10 protein-coding genes and 1 tRNA gene are annotated in these 16,920 nt (G+C 39.7%); 9 read left to right on the top strand and 2 right to left on the bottom strand.

Going from position 1 to position 16,920, the window contains the following annotated elements:
- Positions 1 to 48 precede the first annotated feature (48 nt).
- On the top strand, positions 49 to 1,284 hold the full coding sequence (locus HCU67_RS01750) for a metallophosphoesterase (protein ID WP_168550889.1): 1,236 nt from the start codon (positions 49 to 51) through the stop codon (positions 1,282 to 1,284).
- Between the two features lie 356 nt (positions 1,285 to 1,640).
- The gene (locus HCU67_RS01745) at positions 1,641 to 1,937 is read left to right on the top strand and encodes a thioredoxin family protein (protein WP_168550888.1); all 297 of its coding nucleotides are present in this window, start codon (positions 1,641 to 1,643) and stop codon (positions 1,935 to 1,937) included.
- Positions 1,938 to 1,943: 6 nt separating this feature from the next.
- Here the strand turns inward: HCU67_RS01745 and HCU67_RS01740 are convergent, their stop codons facing one another.
- Positions 1,944 to 5,279 carry a glycosyltransferase family 117 protein gene (locus HCU67_RS01740; protein WP_168550887.1) on the bottom strand — a complete coding sequence of 1,112 codons (3,336 nt, stop codon included), beginning with the start codon at positions 5,277 to 5,279 and terminating at the stop codon, positions 1,944 to 1,946.
- 163 nt (positions 5,280 to 5,442) lie between these two features.
- On the opposite strand from HCU67_RS01740, the gene HCU67_RS01735 reads away from it, so the two are divergent.
- From HCU67_RS01735 to infB, 4 genes are all read left to right on the top strand, one after another.
- A tRNA-Gln gene (locus HCU67_RS01735) sits at positions 5,443 to 5,514 on the top strand.
- A gap of 105 nt (positions 5,515 to 5,619) precedes the next feature.
- On the top strand, positions 5,620 to 6,081 hold the full coding sequence (rimP, locus tag HCU67_RS01730) for a ribosome assembly cofactor RimP (RefSeq protein WP_168550886.1): 462 nt from the start codon (positions 5,620 to 5,622) through the stop codon (positions 6,079 to 6,081).
- 14 nt (positions 6,082 to 6,095) lie between these two features.
- The gene (gene nusA / locus HCU67_RS01725; protein ID WP_168550885.1) at positions 6,096 to 7,328 is read left to right on the top strand and encodes a transcription termination factor NusA; all 1,233 of its coding nucleotides are present in this window, start codon (positions 6,096 to 6,098) and stop codon (positions 7,326 to 7,328) included.
- A 38-nt stretch (positions 7,329 to 7,366) separates the two neighbouring features.
- On the top strand, positions 7,367 to 10,036 hold the full coding sequence (infB, locus tag HCU67_RS01720) for a translation initiation factor IF-2 (RefSeq protein ID WP_168550884.1): 2,670 nt from the start codon (positions 7,367 to 7,369) through the stop codon (positions 10,034 to 10,036).
- Here the strand turns inward: infB and HCU67_RS01715 are convergent.
- Positions 10,033 to 10,404, bottom strand: a complete 372-nt coding sequence (locus tag HCU67_RS01715) for an SPOR domain-containing protein (RefSeq protein WP_168550883.1) — start codon at positions 10,402 to 10,404, stop codon at positions 10,033 to 10,035. The genes infB and HCU67_RS01715 overlap by 4 nt on opposite strands.
- 236 nt (positions 10,405 to 10,640) lie before the next feature.
- Between HCU67_RS01715 and HCU67_RS01710 the strand changes: the two genes are divergently transcribed.
- From HCU67_RS01710 to nrfD, 3 genes are read left to right on the top strand one after another with little or no spacing between them, the layout of a single operon-like run.
- Positions 10,641 to 12,014: a cytochrome c3 family protein gene (locus HCU67_RS01710; protein ID WP_168550882.1), complete on the top strand. Its 1,374-nt coding sequence runs from the start codon at positions 10,641 to 10,643 to the stop codon at positions 12,012 to 12,014.
- A 25-nt stretch (positions 12,015 to 12,039) separates the two neighbouring features.
- Positions 12,040 to 15,174, top strand: coding sequence for a TAT-variant-translocated molybdopterin oxidoreductase (locus tag HCU67_RS01705; protein ID WP_168550881.1), 3,135 nt, complete (start codon positions 12,040 to 12,042; stop codon positions 15,172 to 15,174).
- 33 nt (positions 15,175 to 15,207) lie between these two features.
- Entirely contained in the window at positions 15,208 to 16,920 is a 1,713-nt protein-coding gene (gene nrfD, locus HCU67_RS01700) for an NrfD/PsrC family molybdoenzyme membrane anchor subunit (protein ID WP_168550880.1), read from the top strand.

The following is a 16,920-nucleotide window of genomic DNA, read 5'->3' as shown; positions in this document are numbered from 1 at the left end:
CGTAACGGCTTCATTCATATTCAAATACTTTTGTAAAAAAACACTCCAATGACAAGATTTCTAGTCATACTATCAATTATCTATATTGCTTTATCCATTTATGGATTTCAAGCATTTCGAACCCTTTTTAAGAGCGCTTGGTGGCATTGGGCGTATGCCATTGCTTTTTTCTCTGTTTGGGCGGTTTTAATTGTCAAGTTGGTCACTGCAGACCCTAATACACCTATGCGTAGCCAAATAGCTATCGCGGGGGGCGTATTTTTTTCCTTCTTTTTATTGGCACTTTTCCTTGGTTTTTTTCTTTTACTGGAAGATGTGGTACGTCTCTCGGTATATGGGTTTAACAAAATTGCTGGAGTTACAGGGGAAGGTGGGAAGTATTTTCCTTCTAGGCGTAAGTTTGTTAGTGGAATAGGACTCGGTTTAGCAGCCATCCCGTTTGGGGCGCTGCTTTTTGGTATGTACCGGGGTAAGTATAATTATAAAGTTCTCACCTACGAATTGGAATTTGATGATTTACCTGAAGCCTTTGATGGATATCAAATTACACAGATATCTGATATTCATAGTGGAAGTTTTGATGATCGAGACAAGGTTGCCTATGGTGTTGATTTAATCAATGAGCAGCAAAGTGACGTTATCCTCTTTACGGGAGATATTGTAAATGATAAATGTGAAGAGTTACGACCTTGGGCAGCTATTTTCTCAAAATTAAGTGCCAAAGACGGTGTTTATTCTGTTCTTGGAAATCATGATTACGGTGATTATACACAATGGCCGTCACAAGAAGCAAAGGCTCAAAATTTGGAGGATTTGAAGAATTTGCAAAGAGAGATGGGTTTTGATCTACTTCTAGATGAACATCGTTTCTTGGAAAGGGATGGTCAAAAAATAGTCCTTATGGGAGTTGAAAACTGGGGTAGGGGAGGTTTTAAAAAGGCCGGTGACTTACAAAAGGCAAAATCTGGAGTTGCCAAAGATGATTTTAAGATTTTGATGAGCCATGACCCATCGCATTGGGAAGACGAGGTTATTTCTGATGATTACCATTTTCATTTGACTTTAAGTGGGCATACCCACGGAATGCAGTTTGGAGTTGAAATTCCCGGATTGATAAAATGGAGTCCGGTCAAATGGCGTTATAAATATTGGGCTGGCCTCTACAATGAAATGGGTCAATTTATAAACGTAAATCGAGGTTTTGGTTTTATTGGTTATCCCGGCAGAGTTGGAATTTGGCCTGAGATTACTGTATTGAAACTTAAAAGAAAAAAATCGGCTTAGAATTCTTCTACCTTTTAAATTTTGCCATTCACCGATAGCATTGTTCCATGTAGCTTAAATCCGGTTTCGGTAATTATCCTTGCCATAATTTAGCTTCAGAATCAAGTATTAATCTCTTGTCTTTAAAGTTAGTAGTGTTCTTTTGTTAACAAGAGTAGCGTAATAAATAATTGATTTTTTAGGTGATATGTGTTAGAAGCAGCATTTTTTAATGCTGCTTTTTTTGTTTGCAACCCTAAAATTTTACTTCGCTTTTGTTTAACTCGAATTTAACCCTGAATCAAAATACTAAAGCGATAACTTAATGTATAACTTTAACAAATTTTGTTACTTTTGGTCAGAAAATTGAATTCTGCATGTCAAAATTTGGTGAATTAATTGATTTAGACATCCCGGTCCTTCTGGACTTTTACGCTGATTGGAACGAACAATCAACCGCAATGCATCCTGTATTGAAGGATGTTGCTGCAGCACTTGGCGATAAGGGCAAGGTCATCAAAATTGATGTCGATAAAAACAAAGAGCTATCCCAAGCTTTGCGTATTAAAGGATTACCAACTTTGATGATTTACAAAAAGGGTGAAATGGTATGGCGTCAAAGTGGCGAACAAGATGCCAATACCCTTATCGGTATTCTTAACGAGTACGTTTAATCTTCACTAATTTTCTGTAACTACTGAATCTTCTGCAGGCTGAATGGTATCAAATGCTGCAGACTTCCCGATAATTTCATTCTCATCAGGAAGCATTGGTGGGTAGTCTTCCCCAGTTTCAACGTAATCTTCAAATAGCCCAATGTAGTCTTGAAGAATCAAACTTTCTTTTTCAGCTTGGGTGGTATCGCCGTTTTCTGAGAGCATGAATACAAGACGCTGGTATGCCTCTAAATCACCGATAATATCTTCAAGATTGTCATATTGTTCGTCATCTGGTATGTACGCATAATACTCCAAACGCTCTTGATATACTTTTTTAAGTTTTTCAAATAACTCACGAGCTTTTTCCGTTTCCCCAACTTTATAGTAGCCATCCAAAAATGGTTCAACGAAGGCGTAAAAGCCAAAATGCTCAAAGGGCACATTGGTCATGGCAATATCAATAACATCCTTGGCTTTATCGATTTTATCTTCTTCTATCAATTTTTCCATCAAACGTGCCATATTGCCCCGAAAAGAAAGTCCTTGGGAACGTGTTTGCGGGTCATGGTAAATTTCTGAACTTCCAGAGTTACCCCATTGCCATTTTTTGACAATGTCATAACATAACTCAGTATCAATCCTTCCCATTTCAAAAGAACTTCTATTTTTGGTTTTAATGGGAACCAATTTGTAGACCAATCCATCCATCTGCAAATAATCTTTCATCCAGATATATTCGGCATTGTCAAAACTACCTCCAGAGAAATAGATGGGCCTTTTCCAATCGTTGTTCGCAATAATATCAAGCATTAAAATGCGATTTTTAGGCAAAGCACTTTTAGGAAGATCAATGTCGATATAGTCCAATATCAATGCAGAGTCCTTTTCCTTAACCAATCCACTTTCCAATACATTTTGTTTGTTGACCGGTATTCGAATTTTATTGGTTGGGTAGAAAACTATATCTAAGTTGCTTTCCGAGTATTCACTTAAATCGGCCCCTTGGCGTTCTAATATACTTCTGAATTTAGTCTGGGGTTTATCACTGCCAATCCAGTTCATAAAGTCCTTTATGTCCCATCGATTTTCGGTCAAACCTTGAAAATATACTGCGTCTCTAGTGCCATATCGATATTTTTCATGGGTCAATTGTGATGGAATGGGGGGACTTTGATACGCTTGTCTCTTCATCTGGTCGATGTACCAGTCGGTTGCAAAAAGACTTGTGTTGACAATTCTAACATCAGTTCTATAATCTTCAATTTCTTGAACATACCAAAGCGGAAAGGTATCGTTGTCTCCAATGGTAAACAATATAGCTCCAGCATCTTCTTGACAAGAGTCCAAATAGGATTTTGCTGTTGAGTTTGCTGTGTATCTACCAGAACGGTCATGATCATCCCAATTTTGATAAGCCATCAAGAAGGGTACCGCTAAAAGGCAGATCGCAGCGGTTATCGGGGCCGCCATTTTCGGCTTAATCAGTTTTTTGGTTTCTTCAAAGAGTCCATATACCCCTAATCCAATCCATATGCAGAAGATAAAAAACGAACCGACTAAAGAATAATCTCGTTCCCTAGGCTGAAAGATGTATGGGTTAGTATAAAATTGTATGGCAAGACCAGTAAAAATAAAGAAGACGAAAAGCACCCAAAATTGTTTTGGGTTTCTTGAAATCTGGAAAAAGATACCGATTATACCTAGAATAAGGGGTAAGAAAAAATAGACGTTTCTCGCTTTATTGTTCAACACATCGGAAGGAAGGTTGTCTTGACTTCTAAATAGCGCCGAATCAATAAATTTGATGCCACTTCTCCATTCACCATTGCCATCATAACGGCCTTGAACATCATTTTGTCTACCCACAAAATTCCACATAAAATAGCGCAGGTACATATAACTCCATTGAAATTCGAACAAATACCCAATATTATCAACAAAGGAAGGGGGTTGAACATCTATATAATCTGAAAAACTTCGCAAAAAGTCTAAATATTGCTCGGTATCAATTTGCCCTGCCGAGTTCATCCGTTCGAACTGCTGCACAGCATCTCTTAAATCAGTGTTGCCTGCATACTGTGGTTTAATGCGATATTCCAATCGCCCAAAATAGCGCATGTAATTTTCGGCATGTTGATCACTCCACATGCGCGGCATGATACCAACATGTTTGTCGTTTGGCCCTTGCAAGGCATCTTTATATTTATTTACGACAATGTATTTGCCCAATTTTTCGTCCTTTTCATATTTGGGCTTATCATCGATATCTCCACCAGGTGGTGCAAACGTATCTGAATAGAAAGCACCGTAAAAGGGGCTTTCAACACCAGGATATTGTTCTCTATTGTAATAGGCTAAAAGTGCTCTGGCATCTTCCGGATTGTTCTCATTAACAACAGTTTGTGAGTTAGCACGAATAGGCAGCATTAACCAAGATGAAAATCCTAATATCAAGAACATTACACACAAAACAACCGTATTGGCAGTATGAAGTTTTTTATCTCTTGTATATTTAAGTGCGAAGTAAAAAACAGCAACGAACAAGAGACCCATTATCAAAGTTCCAGAATTAAACGGAAGGCCAACCTGGTTTACAAAGAAGACTTCGCTCCATCCGAATAATTTAAGTACGTAGGTTAAGGAGAATTTGTAAACCAATACCAATAGAATTACGACTACAGCATTAGATAAAATGAACTTTTTAATGTCCATTTTTTTGTATTTCTTAAAGAAATAAAGCAGGCCGATTGAAGGTATAGCCAAGAATCCCATGAATTGAATCCCGAAAACCAATCCAACAACAAAACAGATTAAAAGCAACCACCTATCTCCGCGTGGATCATCTAGATTGTCTGTCCATTTGAGACCAAGCCACAAAAGAAGGGCCATTATGAAACTGGCCATGGCGTAAACTTCAGTTTCAACCGCATTAAACCAAAAGCTATCTGAAAAAGTAAAGGCTAGTGCCCCAACCAGACCAGCACCCAAAACGGTAATTGCTTGGCTATTTTTTAAGTCCTTATTGTCTCGTCCAATTAATTTTTGGGTAAGATTGGTGATAATCCAAAATGTAAAAAGAACTGCAAAAGCGCTCGAAACCACTGAGACCATATTGACCATTAGTGCAATTTTGGTTGCATCACCAAAAGCGAAAAGCGAGAAAAAAGCGCCTATCATTTGTAATAAAGGTGCACCAGGTGGATGGCCAACCTGTAGTTTTGAAGAAGTGGTTATGTATTCGCCTGCATCCCAAAAACTTCCTGTAGGTTCAACAGTTACGAAATAAGTAATTAAGGCAATGGCGAAGGTTATCCACCCAAAAAGGGTGTTCCATTTTTTAAAGTTTTCTGCAAACATGTGATTAGGCTTTTGCCAATTGCGGCGAATTTACCAAAATATGAAGATTGGCACACTTATTTTAGCAAAAGCTTTAACTAATTAAAGCAGTCAAATTTATTTGCGGGGAATAAAGATTGTATTAAATTTGCACGCTCAAAAGCAAATAAGCTTTTTGGTTTAATGGCCCATGGTGTAATTGGCAACACTCCGGTTTTTGGTACCGTCATTCTAGGTTCGAGTCCTAGTGGGCCAACTAAACAAAGCAAATACCAACGTTTTGTTGTATATTTGCACCACTGAACGAATAGAAGAATATTCATGAGGGGACTTCGAGTCCCCTCTTTTATTGCTAGGTTTTATGTTTAAAGAAAAAGTTGAAGAGCTTTTAAATAAGGCTTTAGATGAAAGACCTAATTTGTTCTTGATAGATTTAAAGGTTGGTGCCGACAACGCGATTAAGGTTGTAATTGATGGAGACGAAGGTGTTAACCTTGACGATTGTATCGCAATCAGTAGGGCAGTTGAGCACAATTTAGACAGGGAGGAAGTAGATTTTTCCCTTGAAGTGACATCTGCAGGTGCAACAGCTCCATTGCTTTTGGCACGACAATACAGAAAGAATATTGGTAAAAAGTTGAAGGTTAGGACCAATGAAAGAGAAATCGAAGGTAATCTAACCGAGGCCAATGAAGAACATATAACCCTTGAATGGAAGGCCAGAGAGCCGAAACCAATTGGCAAGGGTAAGCACACAGTTCAGAAAAAGGAAGAGATTTCTTTTTCTGAAATAAGAGAAGCAAAAGTTGTTTTAAAATTTTAATTAGAATTTAGGTCATGGAGAATCTGGCGCTTATTGAATCCTTTTCAGAATTTAAGGATGATAAGTTTATCGATAGGGTAACACTAATGGCGATATTAGAAGAAGTATTTCGAAATGCGTTGAAGAAAAAATTTGGCTCAGACGAAAACTTTGACATAATTATCAACCCAGATAAAGGTGATTTGGAAATTTGGCGAAACCGTATTGTTGTTGAAGATGGCGAAGTAGAGGAGCCGAATGAAGAGATTTCGCTTACAGAAGCGCGCAAAATTGAACCTGATTTTGAAGTTGGTGAAGATGTTTCTGAAGAGGTGAAGTTGATTGATTTAGGTCGCCGTTCAATTTTGGCACTACGTCAAAATTTGATTTCTAAGATTCATGAACACGACAATACAACGATATACAAGCAGTTTAAGGACTTAGAAGGCGAGATTTACACTGCAGAGGTTCATCACATCCGTCACAAAGCGATAATTCTATTAGATGATGAAGGCAACGAAATTATCATGCCTAAAGACCGTCAAATTCCTTCAGACTTTTTTAGAAAAGGGGATAACGTTCGTGGTATAATTGAAAGTGTTGAGTTAAAGGGAAGCAAACCTTCAATAATTATGTCGAGAACTGCACCGAAGTTTTTGGAACAGTTGTTCTTTCAAGAAATACCAGAAGTTTTTGACGGTTTGATTACCATAAAAAAGGCAGTTAGGATCCCAGGTGAAAAAGCCAAAGTCGCTGTTGATTCTTATGATGATAGAATTGACCCCGTTGGTGCATGTGTGGGTATGAAAGGTTCTCGAATTCACGGTATTGTTCGCGAACTCGGAAATGAAAACATTGATGTTATCAATTGGACCAACAATCCGCAATTAATGGTTACAAGAGCATTGAGTCCTGCTCGTGTTACATCTGTGAAATTGGATGATGAGAAAATGACCGCCCAGGTATATTTGAAGCCAGAAGAGGTATCAAAGGCTATTGGTCGAGGAGGGCATAATATTAGATTAGCTGGACAATTAACCGGTTACGAGATTGATGTATTTAGAGAAGGAGTTGAAGAAGATGTGGAATTAACTGAATTCTCTGATGAAATCGACACTTGGATTATTGAAGAATTTAAAAAGATTGGACTGGATACGGCACGTAGCGTATTGGAGCTCGATGTTGCCGATTTGATTAAACGTACCGACCTTGAGGAGGAAACGGTTGAAGAGGTAGTTCGTATCCTAAAATCTGAATTTGAAGATTAAATTATATTTGCAGCAATTTTGCTGACAGAAAAGCATATATGGCAGGTAACCCAACAATACGATTAAACAAAGTCCTTAGGGAACTTAACATTTCATTGGATAGGGCTGTTGATTATCTCAGCAGCCAAGGTCACGATGTCGAAGCGCGTCCGACTACGAAAATTACTGATGAGGTGTACCAAGTCTTGTTGGATGAATTTCAGACGGATGCCAACAAGAAAGCCGCTTCTCAAGAGGTAGCAGAAGAAAAGCTTAAGGAGAAAGAGGAGATACGCCTGAAAATGGAACAAGAGCAAGAAGAAAAACGTCTTGCTCGTGAGCGTCGCCAAGCGGTGGCAGCTGAAAAGGAAAAGGTTATTAAGGGTAAGGTTGAGCTAACGGGTCCAAAGACCGTTGGTAAAATAGACCTGGATAAAAAGCCTGCCCCGCCTAAAAAGGAGGAAGCGGAAGAATCAAAGCCTGAACCTGAAAAAGTTGTTGAGGCCCCAAAACCTGAGGTTAAAAAAGAAGAACCGAAGCCAAAAGCTGCTCCTGAATCAGAACCGGAGAAAGAGGCTGAACCGGAGGTAATCGAAACTGCTTATCAAAAATTATCTGGACCGAAGATTACTGGAGATAAGATTGACTTAAGCAAATTTGATAAGCCTAAGAAAAAGAAAGAAGAGAATAAATCCGATTCCAATGATAATGCCGCCAATAGAAGAAAGCGCAGAAAGCGTATTGTTTCTGGTGGTAATAATCAACAAAATAACCGAGGTAAATCTGGAGGAAGAAAAGGTCAAAAACCGGTTCCAAAGGTAGAACCTACCGAAGAAGAAGTACAAAAGCAGGTTCGTGAAACCCTTGAAAAATTACAGGGTAAGTCCAACAAAGGTAAAGGAGCAAAATATCGTCGCGAAAAGCGTGACTTGCACCGTCAACAAACCGAGAAAGAACAAGAACTACAAGCACAAGAAAGTAAAGTTTTAAAGGTTACAGAATTTGTTACAGTTAATGAGGTAGCCACCATGATGGATGTTTCGACAACCGAAATTATCTCGGCTTGTATGTCATTGGGTATGATGGTTACCTTGAACCAGAGACTTGATGCTGAAACCCTTTCTATTGTTGCAGAAGAGTTTGGTTATGAGGTAGAATTTGTTACTGCAGAAATTGAAGAGTCTTTTGAGGTAGCAGAAGATGCGCCTGAAGATTTAGAACCACGTGCACCAATCGTTACGGTAATGGGGCACGTAGACCACGGAAAAACTTCCTTGCTTGACTACATTAGAGAAGAGAACGTAATTGCTGGAGAAAGTGGTGGAATAACCCAGCACATAGGTGCGTATGGTGTAACCTTGGAAAGTGGACAAAAAATAACTTTCCTAGATACTCCTGGTCACGAGGCGTTTACGGCAATGCGAGCTAGAGGTGCGCAGGTAACGGATATTGCTATCATTGTGATTGCAGCGGATGATGATATCATGCCACAAACCAAAGAAGCGATTAGCCATGCCCAAGCTGCTGGTGTTCCAATCGTATTTGCAATAAATAAGGTCGACAAGCAAACCGCTAATCCTGATAAAATCAAAGAAGGTTTGGCAAGTATGAACCTATTGGTTGAAGATTGGGGAGGAAAAATCCAGTCGCACGATATTTCTGCTAAAACAGGTCTCGGTGTTAACGAGTTGTTGGAGAAGGTACTGCTTGAAGCGGAATTATTGGAATTAAAGGCAAATCCTGATAGATTGGCCAATGGAACCGTTGTGGAAGCTTTTCTAGATAAAGGACGCGGATATGTCTCAACAATCCTCGTAGAAAATGGTACGCTTGAAATCGGGGATTATGTGCTTGCTGGTACCCATAGTGGAAAGGTTAAAGCCATGCAGGATGAGCGTGGTAAAAATGTTAAAAAAGTTGGTCCTGCAACACCTATATCCATTTTAGGATTGGATGGCGCCCCGCAGGCCGGTGATAAATTCAACGTGCTTGACGATGAACGAGAGGCCAAATCAATTGCTTCTAAACGATCACAATTACAACGTGAGCAGTCCGTTCGAACACAAAGACATATTACACTTGATGAAATTGGTAGGCGAATCGCTTTAGGAGATTTCCAAGAGCTGAACATTATTCTTAAGGGTGATGTAGATGGTTCTGTTGAAGCGCTAACGGATTCTTTCCAGAAATTGTCGACTGAAGAAATTCAAGTTAATATCATTCATAAGGGTGTTGGAGCCATTACGGAATCTGATGTTCTTCTAGCCAGTGCTTCAGATGCAATCATAATAGGATTTAATGTACGACCAATGGGTAACGCCCGAATGGTTGCTGATAAAGAAGAAATCGATATCCGTACCTATTCAATTATTTATGATGCGATAAATGACTTGAAAGATGCGATGGAAGGCATGCTTTCACCTGAGCTGAAAGAAGAGGTTACGGGTACAGCTGAAATCCGTGAAACCTTTAAGATTTCCAAAATCGGTACAATTGCTGGTTGTATGGTGACGAGTGGTAAAGTCTTCCGTAACTCGCAAGTACGTCTTATTCGTGATGGTGTCGTAATCTATACTGGCGAATTGGCCTCTTTGAAACGATTCAAAGATGATGTCAAAGAGGTTTCAAAGGGATACGATTGTGGTTTGCAGGTCAAAAACTATAATGATATTCAAATTGAGGATATCATTGAAGCATTCCAAGAAGTTGCCGTTAAGAAGAAACTTTAATCCTTATCATTTATAGGGCCGATTAACATCGCGTTTGGATATTTTTTCCTTACCAATTGAAAGCGACGTTCAGCTTCTAAGAGGTCATAGAATTTTCCGAGTTTAACACGAAAAGTAGGTTCTTCAAAGTCAATTTTTGAAAACCAACCTGGGTATTCTACATCAACTTTGGATTTTAAATATTCTGCCTTTTGAGCAGTTCCAAATCCCACTTGAATTTGATAATATTCCCGTTGCTTATTGACACGATTGTAGACTGAAAGCAATTGCTCCATTTTCTGATCTTGTTCAACAGAAATGGTGCCTTCTTGTGCTAAAGCAGTACAGCAAAAAAGTAAAGTAAGAAGTACTAGTATCGTGGTTCTCATGATGTTATCAATCTACGAATCTTGGTGCAAGATACAAAGGTAATTTTTGAGGGATGAATACGGGCTCAAACAAATTATTTAGAACGATTATAAATTATGAGTTATAAATACGTTAACATTTTAAAAAAGCCCATCGTGTCGTATTTTTGTCGACGATTTTGAAGCGATTTCCGATAAAATGCTCTCTCGCTTTAGAGCTAACATCGTGCCAAAATCAAGATAGCAATTATGTTATGATGAAAAAGGTTTTGAACCGCACCCAATTTTATCAATTTCTCGGTCTAAGTTTATTCTTAATTACACAGCTTTTTGTGTCTCCTTTATTCGCTCAAGATGGAGCGGAGGCTACTATGGCTGAAGAGGCTCCTGCTTCAGATTTAGGGGGTGATACAGACAAAGGGAAACAACTTTTCAATCAGAACTGCGCAGCTTGTCATGCACTTAACCGTAAGATGACAGGGCCGGCGTTGGCGAATGTTGAAACGAGACTTTATGAGGATGAAGGATTGGAAAAGGAGTGGCTTTATGCATGGATAAAAAATAGTGCAGGCGTTATTGCTTCTGGAGATGCTTACGCCAATAAAATATACAACGAGTACAATCAGGCGGCGATGACCGCTTTTCCTACTTTGTCTAATGAGGATATAGACAACATTTTAGCTTATACCGCTTACGTACCACCGGCTGTGGCTGGAGGTGGTGGTGGGGTAACTCCTCCGCCGACTGAACCACAATCATCAGGAATTTCCAATGAAATCATTTTAGGAGCCCTTGCCCTCGTTTTTGGTCTGCTGGTTCTAATGCTGTTCTTGGTAAACAAGACCTTACGCAGAATTGCAGAGGCAAACGGTGTTGAGGTAGTTAGGGCCAATGCCGAAGTGAGGAAGCCAATTTGGAAAGCATTTGCTGAGAACCAGTTTCTCGTTTTGTGTACTGTAATTTTCTTTTTGTTGGCTGCAGGTTATGGAGCTTACGCGTGGATGTCACAAGTAGGGGTTGATCAAGGTTATGCTCCTGTGCAACCTATTCATTACTCGCACAGAATTCATGCCGGTGTTAACAAGATAGAATGTAAATACTGTCATTCTTCAGCAAGGGTATCAAAACATTCAGGTATTCCTTCTTTGAACGTTTGTATGAACTGTCATAAATCTATTTATGAGTACTCAGGTAATGGAGAAGCACCTTCTGCCGAAGATTTAGCGAATGGATACACGAATGAATTCTACACAGGGGAAATCAAGAAATTGTATAAGGCTGTAGGATGGGATGAAGAAAACCAGAGATATACTGGAGAATCCCAACCGGTAGAATGGGTCAGAATTCATAACCTTCCAGACTTTGCTTATTTCAACCATTCTCAGCATGTTGAGGTTGGTAAAATCGAATGTCAGACCTGTCATGGTCCAGTAGAGGAAATGGAAATCATGTATCAATACTCTCCATTGACCATGGGCTGGTGTATCAACTGTCACAGAGAGACAGAAGTACAAATGGCCGACAATGCCTACTATGATAAAATTCACGACGAGCTATCAAAAAAATATGGAGTAGAGAAGTTGACAGCGGCTCAAATGGGTGGATTGGAATGTGGTAAGTGCCACTATTAATTAAGAAGTTATTTCGAAATACGATATGGCGTCAAACAAAAAATATTGGAAGAGTGAAGCGGAGTTGAATCCGAACGATTCCATTGTTGCTAAACTAAGGAACGACGAGTTTGTAGAACACATTCCCGTTGATGATTTCTTAGGGAATAAGGAAAATCTTGAGGAATCATCTACGACCCGTAGGGATTTTTTAAAGTATGTTGGTTTTAGTACAGCAGCTGCAACCATGGCTGCTTGTGAAGGTCCTGTTCATAAGTCTGTACCTTATGTAGTGCAGCCAGAAGAGATTGTTCCTGGGGTCGCTAATCATTATGCATCAACAATTGCAGATGGTTTTGACTTTGCCAGTATCGTTGTTAAAACTAGGGAAGGCCGACCAATCAAGATTCAGAACAATAGTTTGGCCAAAGTATCAGGCCATGCCAATGCCAGAGTTAACGCATCGGTTCTTTCCTTATATGATAGTAGAAGGGTACAGGGCCCTATGGCAAAAGGACAGCCCATTGAATGGAAGGTTCTGGATGCAACCGTAAGGGCTAAACTTGGTAGTCTTGCTAATGGAGGAAAGCAAATCGCTTTATTGACGCAGACCTACGCAAGTCCTTCAACAGATAAATTGATAAAAGAATTTTCAGAAAAATTTGGGAACGTAAGACACGTTACTTACGATGCCATTTCTGAAGATGCCGCTTTGAATGCCTTTGAGGCCATGTATGGCGAAAGGGCATTAGCTGACTATGATTTTTCCAAAGCTGAAGTAATTGTTTCTTTCGCTGCTGACTTTTTAGGAGATTGGCAAGGTGGTGGTTATGATTCAGGTTATGCCAAAGGACGAGTTCCTGAACATGGTAAAATGTCAAAACATATTCATTTGGAATCAAATATGTCTTTGACTGGGGCTAATGCTGATCATCGTATACCATTAAAACCTTCTGAAATCAAAATTGCTCTTGCCAAAGTTTATGGCAAACTGAACGGAGGAAATGTTGGTGGTGGAACTTCAGAACTAGATGCCTATGTTGAGCAAATAGTCGCTCAGCTTAGAAAGGCAGGCAGCAAAGCTGTCGTGGTTTGTGGTTTGAACGATGAAAATGCGCAAACAGTAGTATTAGGAATTAACACTATGCTACAAAGTGAGGCCTTTGATAACGAAAACCCAAAATACACACGAAGAGGAAGCACCTCAGGAGTAAGAAGTTTAGTTGCAGCGATGCAATCGGGTACTATAGGTGCATTAATTATCGATGGTGTGAATCCTGTTTATTCATTGCCAAATTCCGCTGACTTTGTTGATGGATTGTCTAAAGTCGATTTGTCAGTCTACTTTGCCCATAATAATGATGAAACTGCTCAGGCCGTAACTCATGTTGCTGCCAGCAACCATTATTTGGAGTCGTGGGGTGATGCGCAAATCAAAAAAGGACATTACAGTTTACAACAACCCGTAATACGAGAGTTGTTTGATACTAGACAATTTCAATCTAGTTTATTGAATTGGATGGGTATGGGTGAAACCACCACCTACCAAGATTACATAAAGGAAAATTGGACGGCAAATATTCTTGGAGGTTCAAGCTGGAACAAGGCATTGCAAGATGGTGTTTTCAGTGCTGACACTATGGTGGTTACGTCTGAAGGTGGTTTAAACAGTGGCGAGTCAATTGCTGTAACTGAACCAACAGCCGATGAAGAGGTCGCAATTGATAGTTCTGCAGTGAATATTAATGCAGCCATCAGGGCCTTGGCAAGTGCTACACCTGGGGACTTTGAAATGATGCTTTATTCCAAAGTCGGAATGGGAGACGGAAAGCTTGCAAATAACCCGTGGTTACAAGAATTTCCAGATCCAATTTCTCGTGTTTCGTGGGACAACTATGTAACTGTTTCCAAGAATGATGCAGCAACGCTAGGTTTTGAGAATTATAATGTTGCCAACGGAGGTTTAGATGGTAGTTATGCCAAAATCACTCTAGATGGTACTACCGTAGATAAAGTTCCTGTGATTATTCAGCCGGGACAAGCCGATGGTACGCTAGGGCTTTCATTTGGTTATGGTCGTAAGGCTGGACTTCAAGAAGAAATGCAAACTGGGGTCAACGCTTTTAGTCTCTATAAAGACTTTGATAACGTGCAGGCAGTTGCTATTGCAAAAGCCGAAGGAACGCACGAATTTGCATGTATCCAATTGCACAATACCTTAATGGGTCGTGGTGATATTATTAAGGAAGCCACACTTGAGGAATTTAATACCAAAGAAGCTTATGAGTGGAATCCAGTTCCACAGGTCTCTTTGGATCACCAAGAAGTTCCTGCGACTTCAGTAGACCTTTGGGAAAGTTTTGATCGCTCCATTGGGCATCATTTCAATATGTCTATTGATTTGAATGCTTGTACTGGATGTGGTGCTTGTGTTATCGCTTGTCATGCAGAGAACAATGTTCCTGTTGTAGGTAAGCAAGAGATTCGTCGCTCCCGTGATATGCATTGGTTACGAATTGATAGATATTACTCTTCAGAAGATTCTTTTGGAGCTGATGTAGAAGAAAAGGAAACTGCAGAGGAAGGATACAGAACAACAATGTTGGATTTGGAGAACCCATCTCAGAATCCACAGGTTGCCTTTCAGCCTGTAATGTGTCAGCACTGTAATCACGCTCCTTGTGAAACAGTTTGTCCAGTGGCAGCTACGGCTCATAGCCGTCAAGGGCAAAACCATATGGCATATAACCGTTGTGTGGGTACAAGATATTGTGCCAATAACTGTCCATATAAAGTACGTCGATTTAACTGGTTCCTATATAGTAACAATGACGAGTTCAACTATAACATGAACAATGATTTGGGTAAAATGGTATTGAACCCAGATGTTAATGTTCGTTCTCGTGGTGTAATGGAAAAATGTTCCCTATGTATTCAAATGACACAAAAAACCATTTTGGATGCGAAACGGGACGGGCGTGAAGTTAAAGATGGTGAATTCCAAACGGCTTGTTCTGCTGCCTGTGGTACGGGAGCTATCGTGTTTGGAGACATTAATAATAAAGAAAGTAAAGTTGCCGAGTTGAAGGAAGATGATAGAATGTATCACTTATTGGAGCATGTAGGAACGAAACCAAATGTATTCTACCATGTAAAAGTGAGAAATACAGACGAGGCATAACCAACTAATAAAGAAGAAACTAGAATATAGATTATGGCGTCGCATTACGAAGCACCTATACGAAGACCTCTAGTACTTGGCGACAAGGGATATCACGATGTATCTGTTGATATTGCTCGCCCTGTTGAAGGAAAAGCGAATAAGCATTGGTGGATTGTATTCTCAATTGCACTAGCAGCTTTCCTTTGGGGACTGGGTTGTATCATCTATACCATTTCAACGGGTATCGGTGTCTGGGGTTTGAATAAAACAGTAAACTGGGCTTGGGATATTACAAACTTTGTCTGGTGGGTTGGTATTGGTCACGCCGGTACGCTTATTTCTGCTGTATTGTTATTATTCCGTCAGAAATGGAGAATGGCGATTAACCGTTCTGCTGAAGCAATGACGATTTTTTCTGTTATTCAGGCGGGACTTTTCCCAATAATTCACATGGGTCGACCATGGTTGGCATATTGGGTATTACCCATTCCAAACCAGTTTGGTTCACTTTGGGTGAACTTTAATTCTCCACTTCTTTGGGATGTATTTGCAATTTCGACTTATTTGTCAGTTTCATTGGTATTCTGGTGGACGGGATTACTTCCTGATTTTGCAATGATTCGTGACCGTGCTGTAAAGCCGTTTCAAAAGAAAATTTATAGCTTATTAAGCTTCGGATGGACTGGTCGAGCAAAAGATTGGCAACGTTTTGAAGAAGTATCATTGGTATTGGCAGGTTTGGCTACACCCCTTGTACTTTCGGTGCATACGATTGTATCCTTCGACTTTGCCACTTCAGTAATACCTGGATGGCATACCACGATTTTCCCACCATACTTTGTAGCTGGTGCGATTTTCTCAGGTTTTGCGATGGTACAAACGCTTCTCATTATAATGAGAAAGGTGTGTAACCTTGAAGCTTACATCACTGTGCAACATATCGAATTGATGAACATTGTAATTATGATTACAGGGTCAATTGTTGGATGTGCATATATTACAGAGTTGTTTATCGCATGGTATTCAGGAGTTGAATACGAACAATATGCCTTCTTAAATCGCGCAACAGGACCTTATTGGTGGGCATATTGGTCAATGATGACTTGTAACGTTTTCTCACCACAAGTAATGTGGTTTAAAAAGATTCGTACCAGTATCATGGCTTCTTTTATAATATCAATCGTCGTGAATATTGGAATGTGGTTTGAACGTTTTGTAATTATTGTTACTTCGTTGCATAGAGATTACCTTCCTTCTTCTTGGACAATGTTCTCACCGACATTCGTTGATATCGGAATTTTCATCGGTACTATTGGCTTTTTCTTTGTCTTGTTCCTATTGTATTCAAGAACGTTCCCTGTTATTGCACAGGCCGAGGTTAAATCAATCCTGAAGTCATCGGGTCAGCGTTTTAAAAACTTACGTGATGAAGGGAAACCGTTGTATCAAATGCCTGAAAGAGGTGTCGAGAAAGCTGCTGTAGAAGTTGCAAATAACAAAGAAGACCAGGTTTCTGAACTCATCAATAGGTTAGGTTCTTTTAATCCTGAAACTGATGCCGCAGATAAACTTCAAGAGATTAAAGGTGTTGGTCCCCAAATGGAAAGTGTTTTGAATCAAATAGGGATTTACACATTTGCTCAAGTGAGTAAAATGACCAAAAAAGAATATGATTTGCTTGATTCCATTACCGAGAAATTCCCAGGAAGAGCACAACGTGATGATTGGGCCGGTCAGGCGAAACGTTTAAACAAGAATAAATAA

The sequence above is a fragment of the Croceivirga thetidis genome (assembly GCF_012272815.1).
Classification (GTDB): domain Bacteria; phylum Bacteroidota; class Bacteroidia; order Flavobacteriales; family Flavobacteriaceae; genus Croceivirga; species Croceivirga thetidis.
Note: the sequence above shows the minus strand (reverse complement) of the source record. Positions and strands in the feature narration are given on the sequence as shown.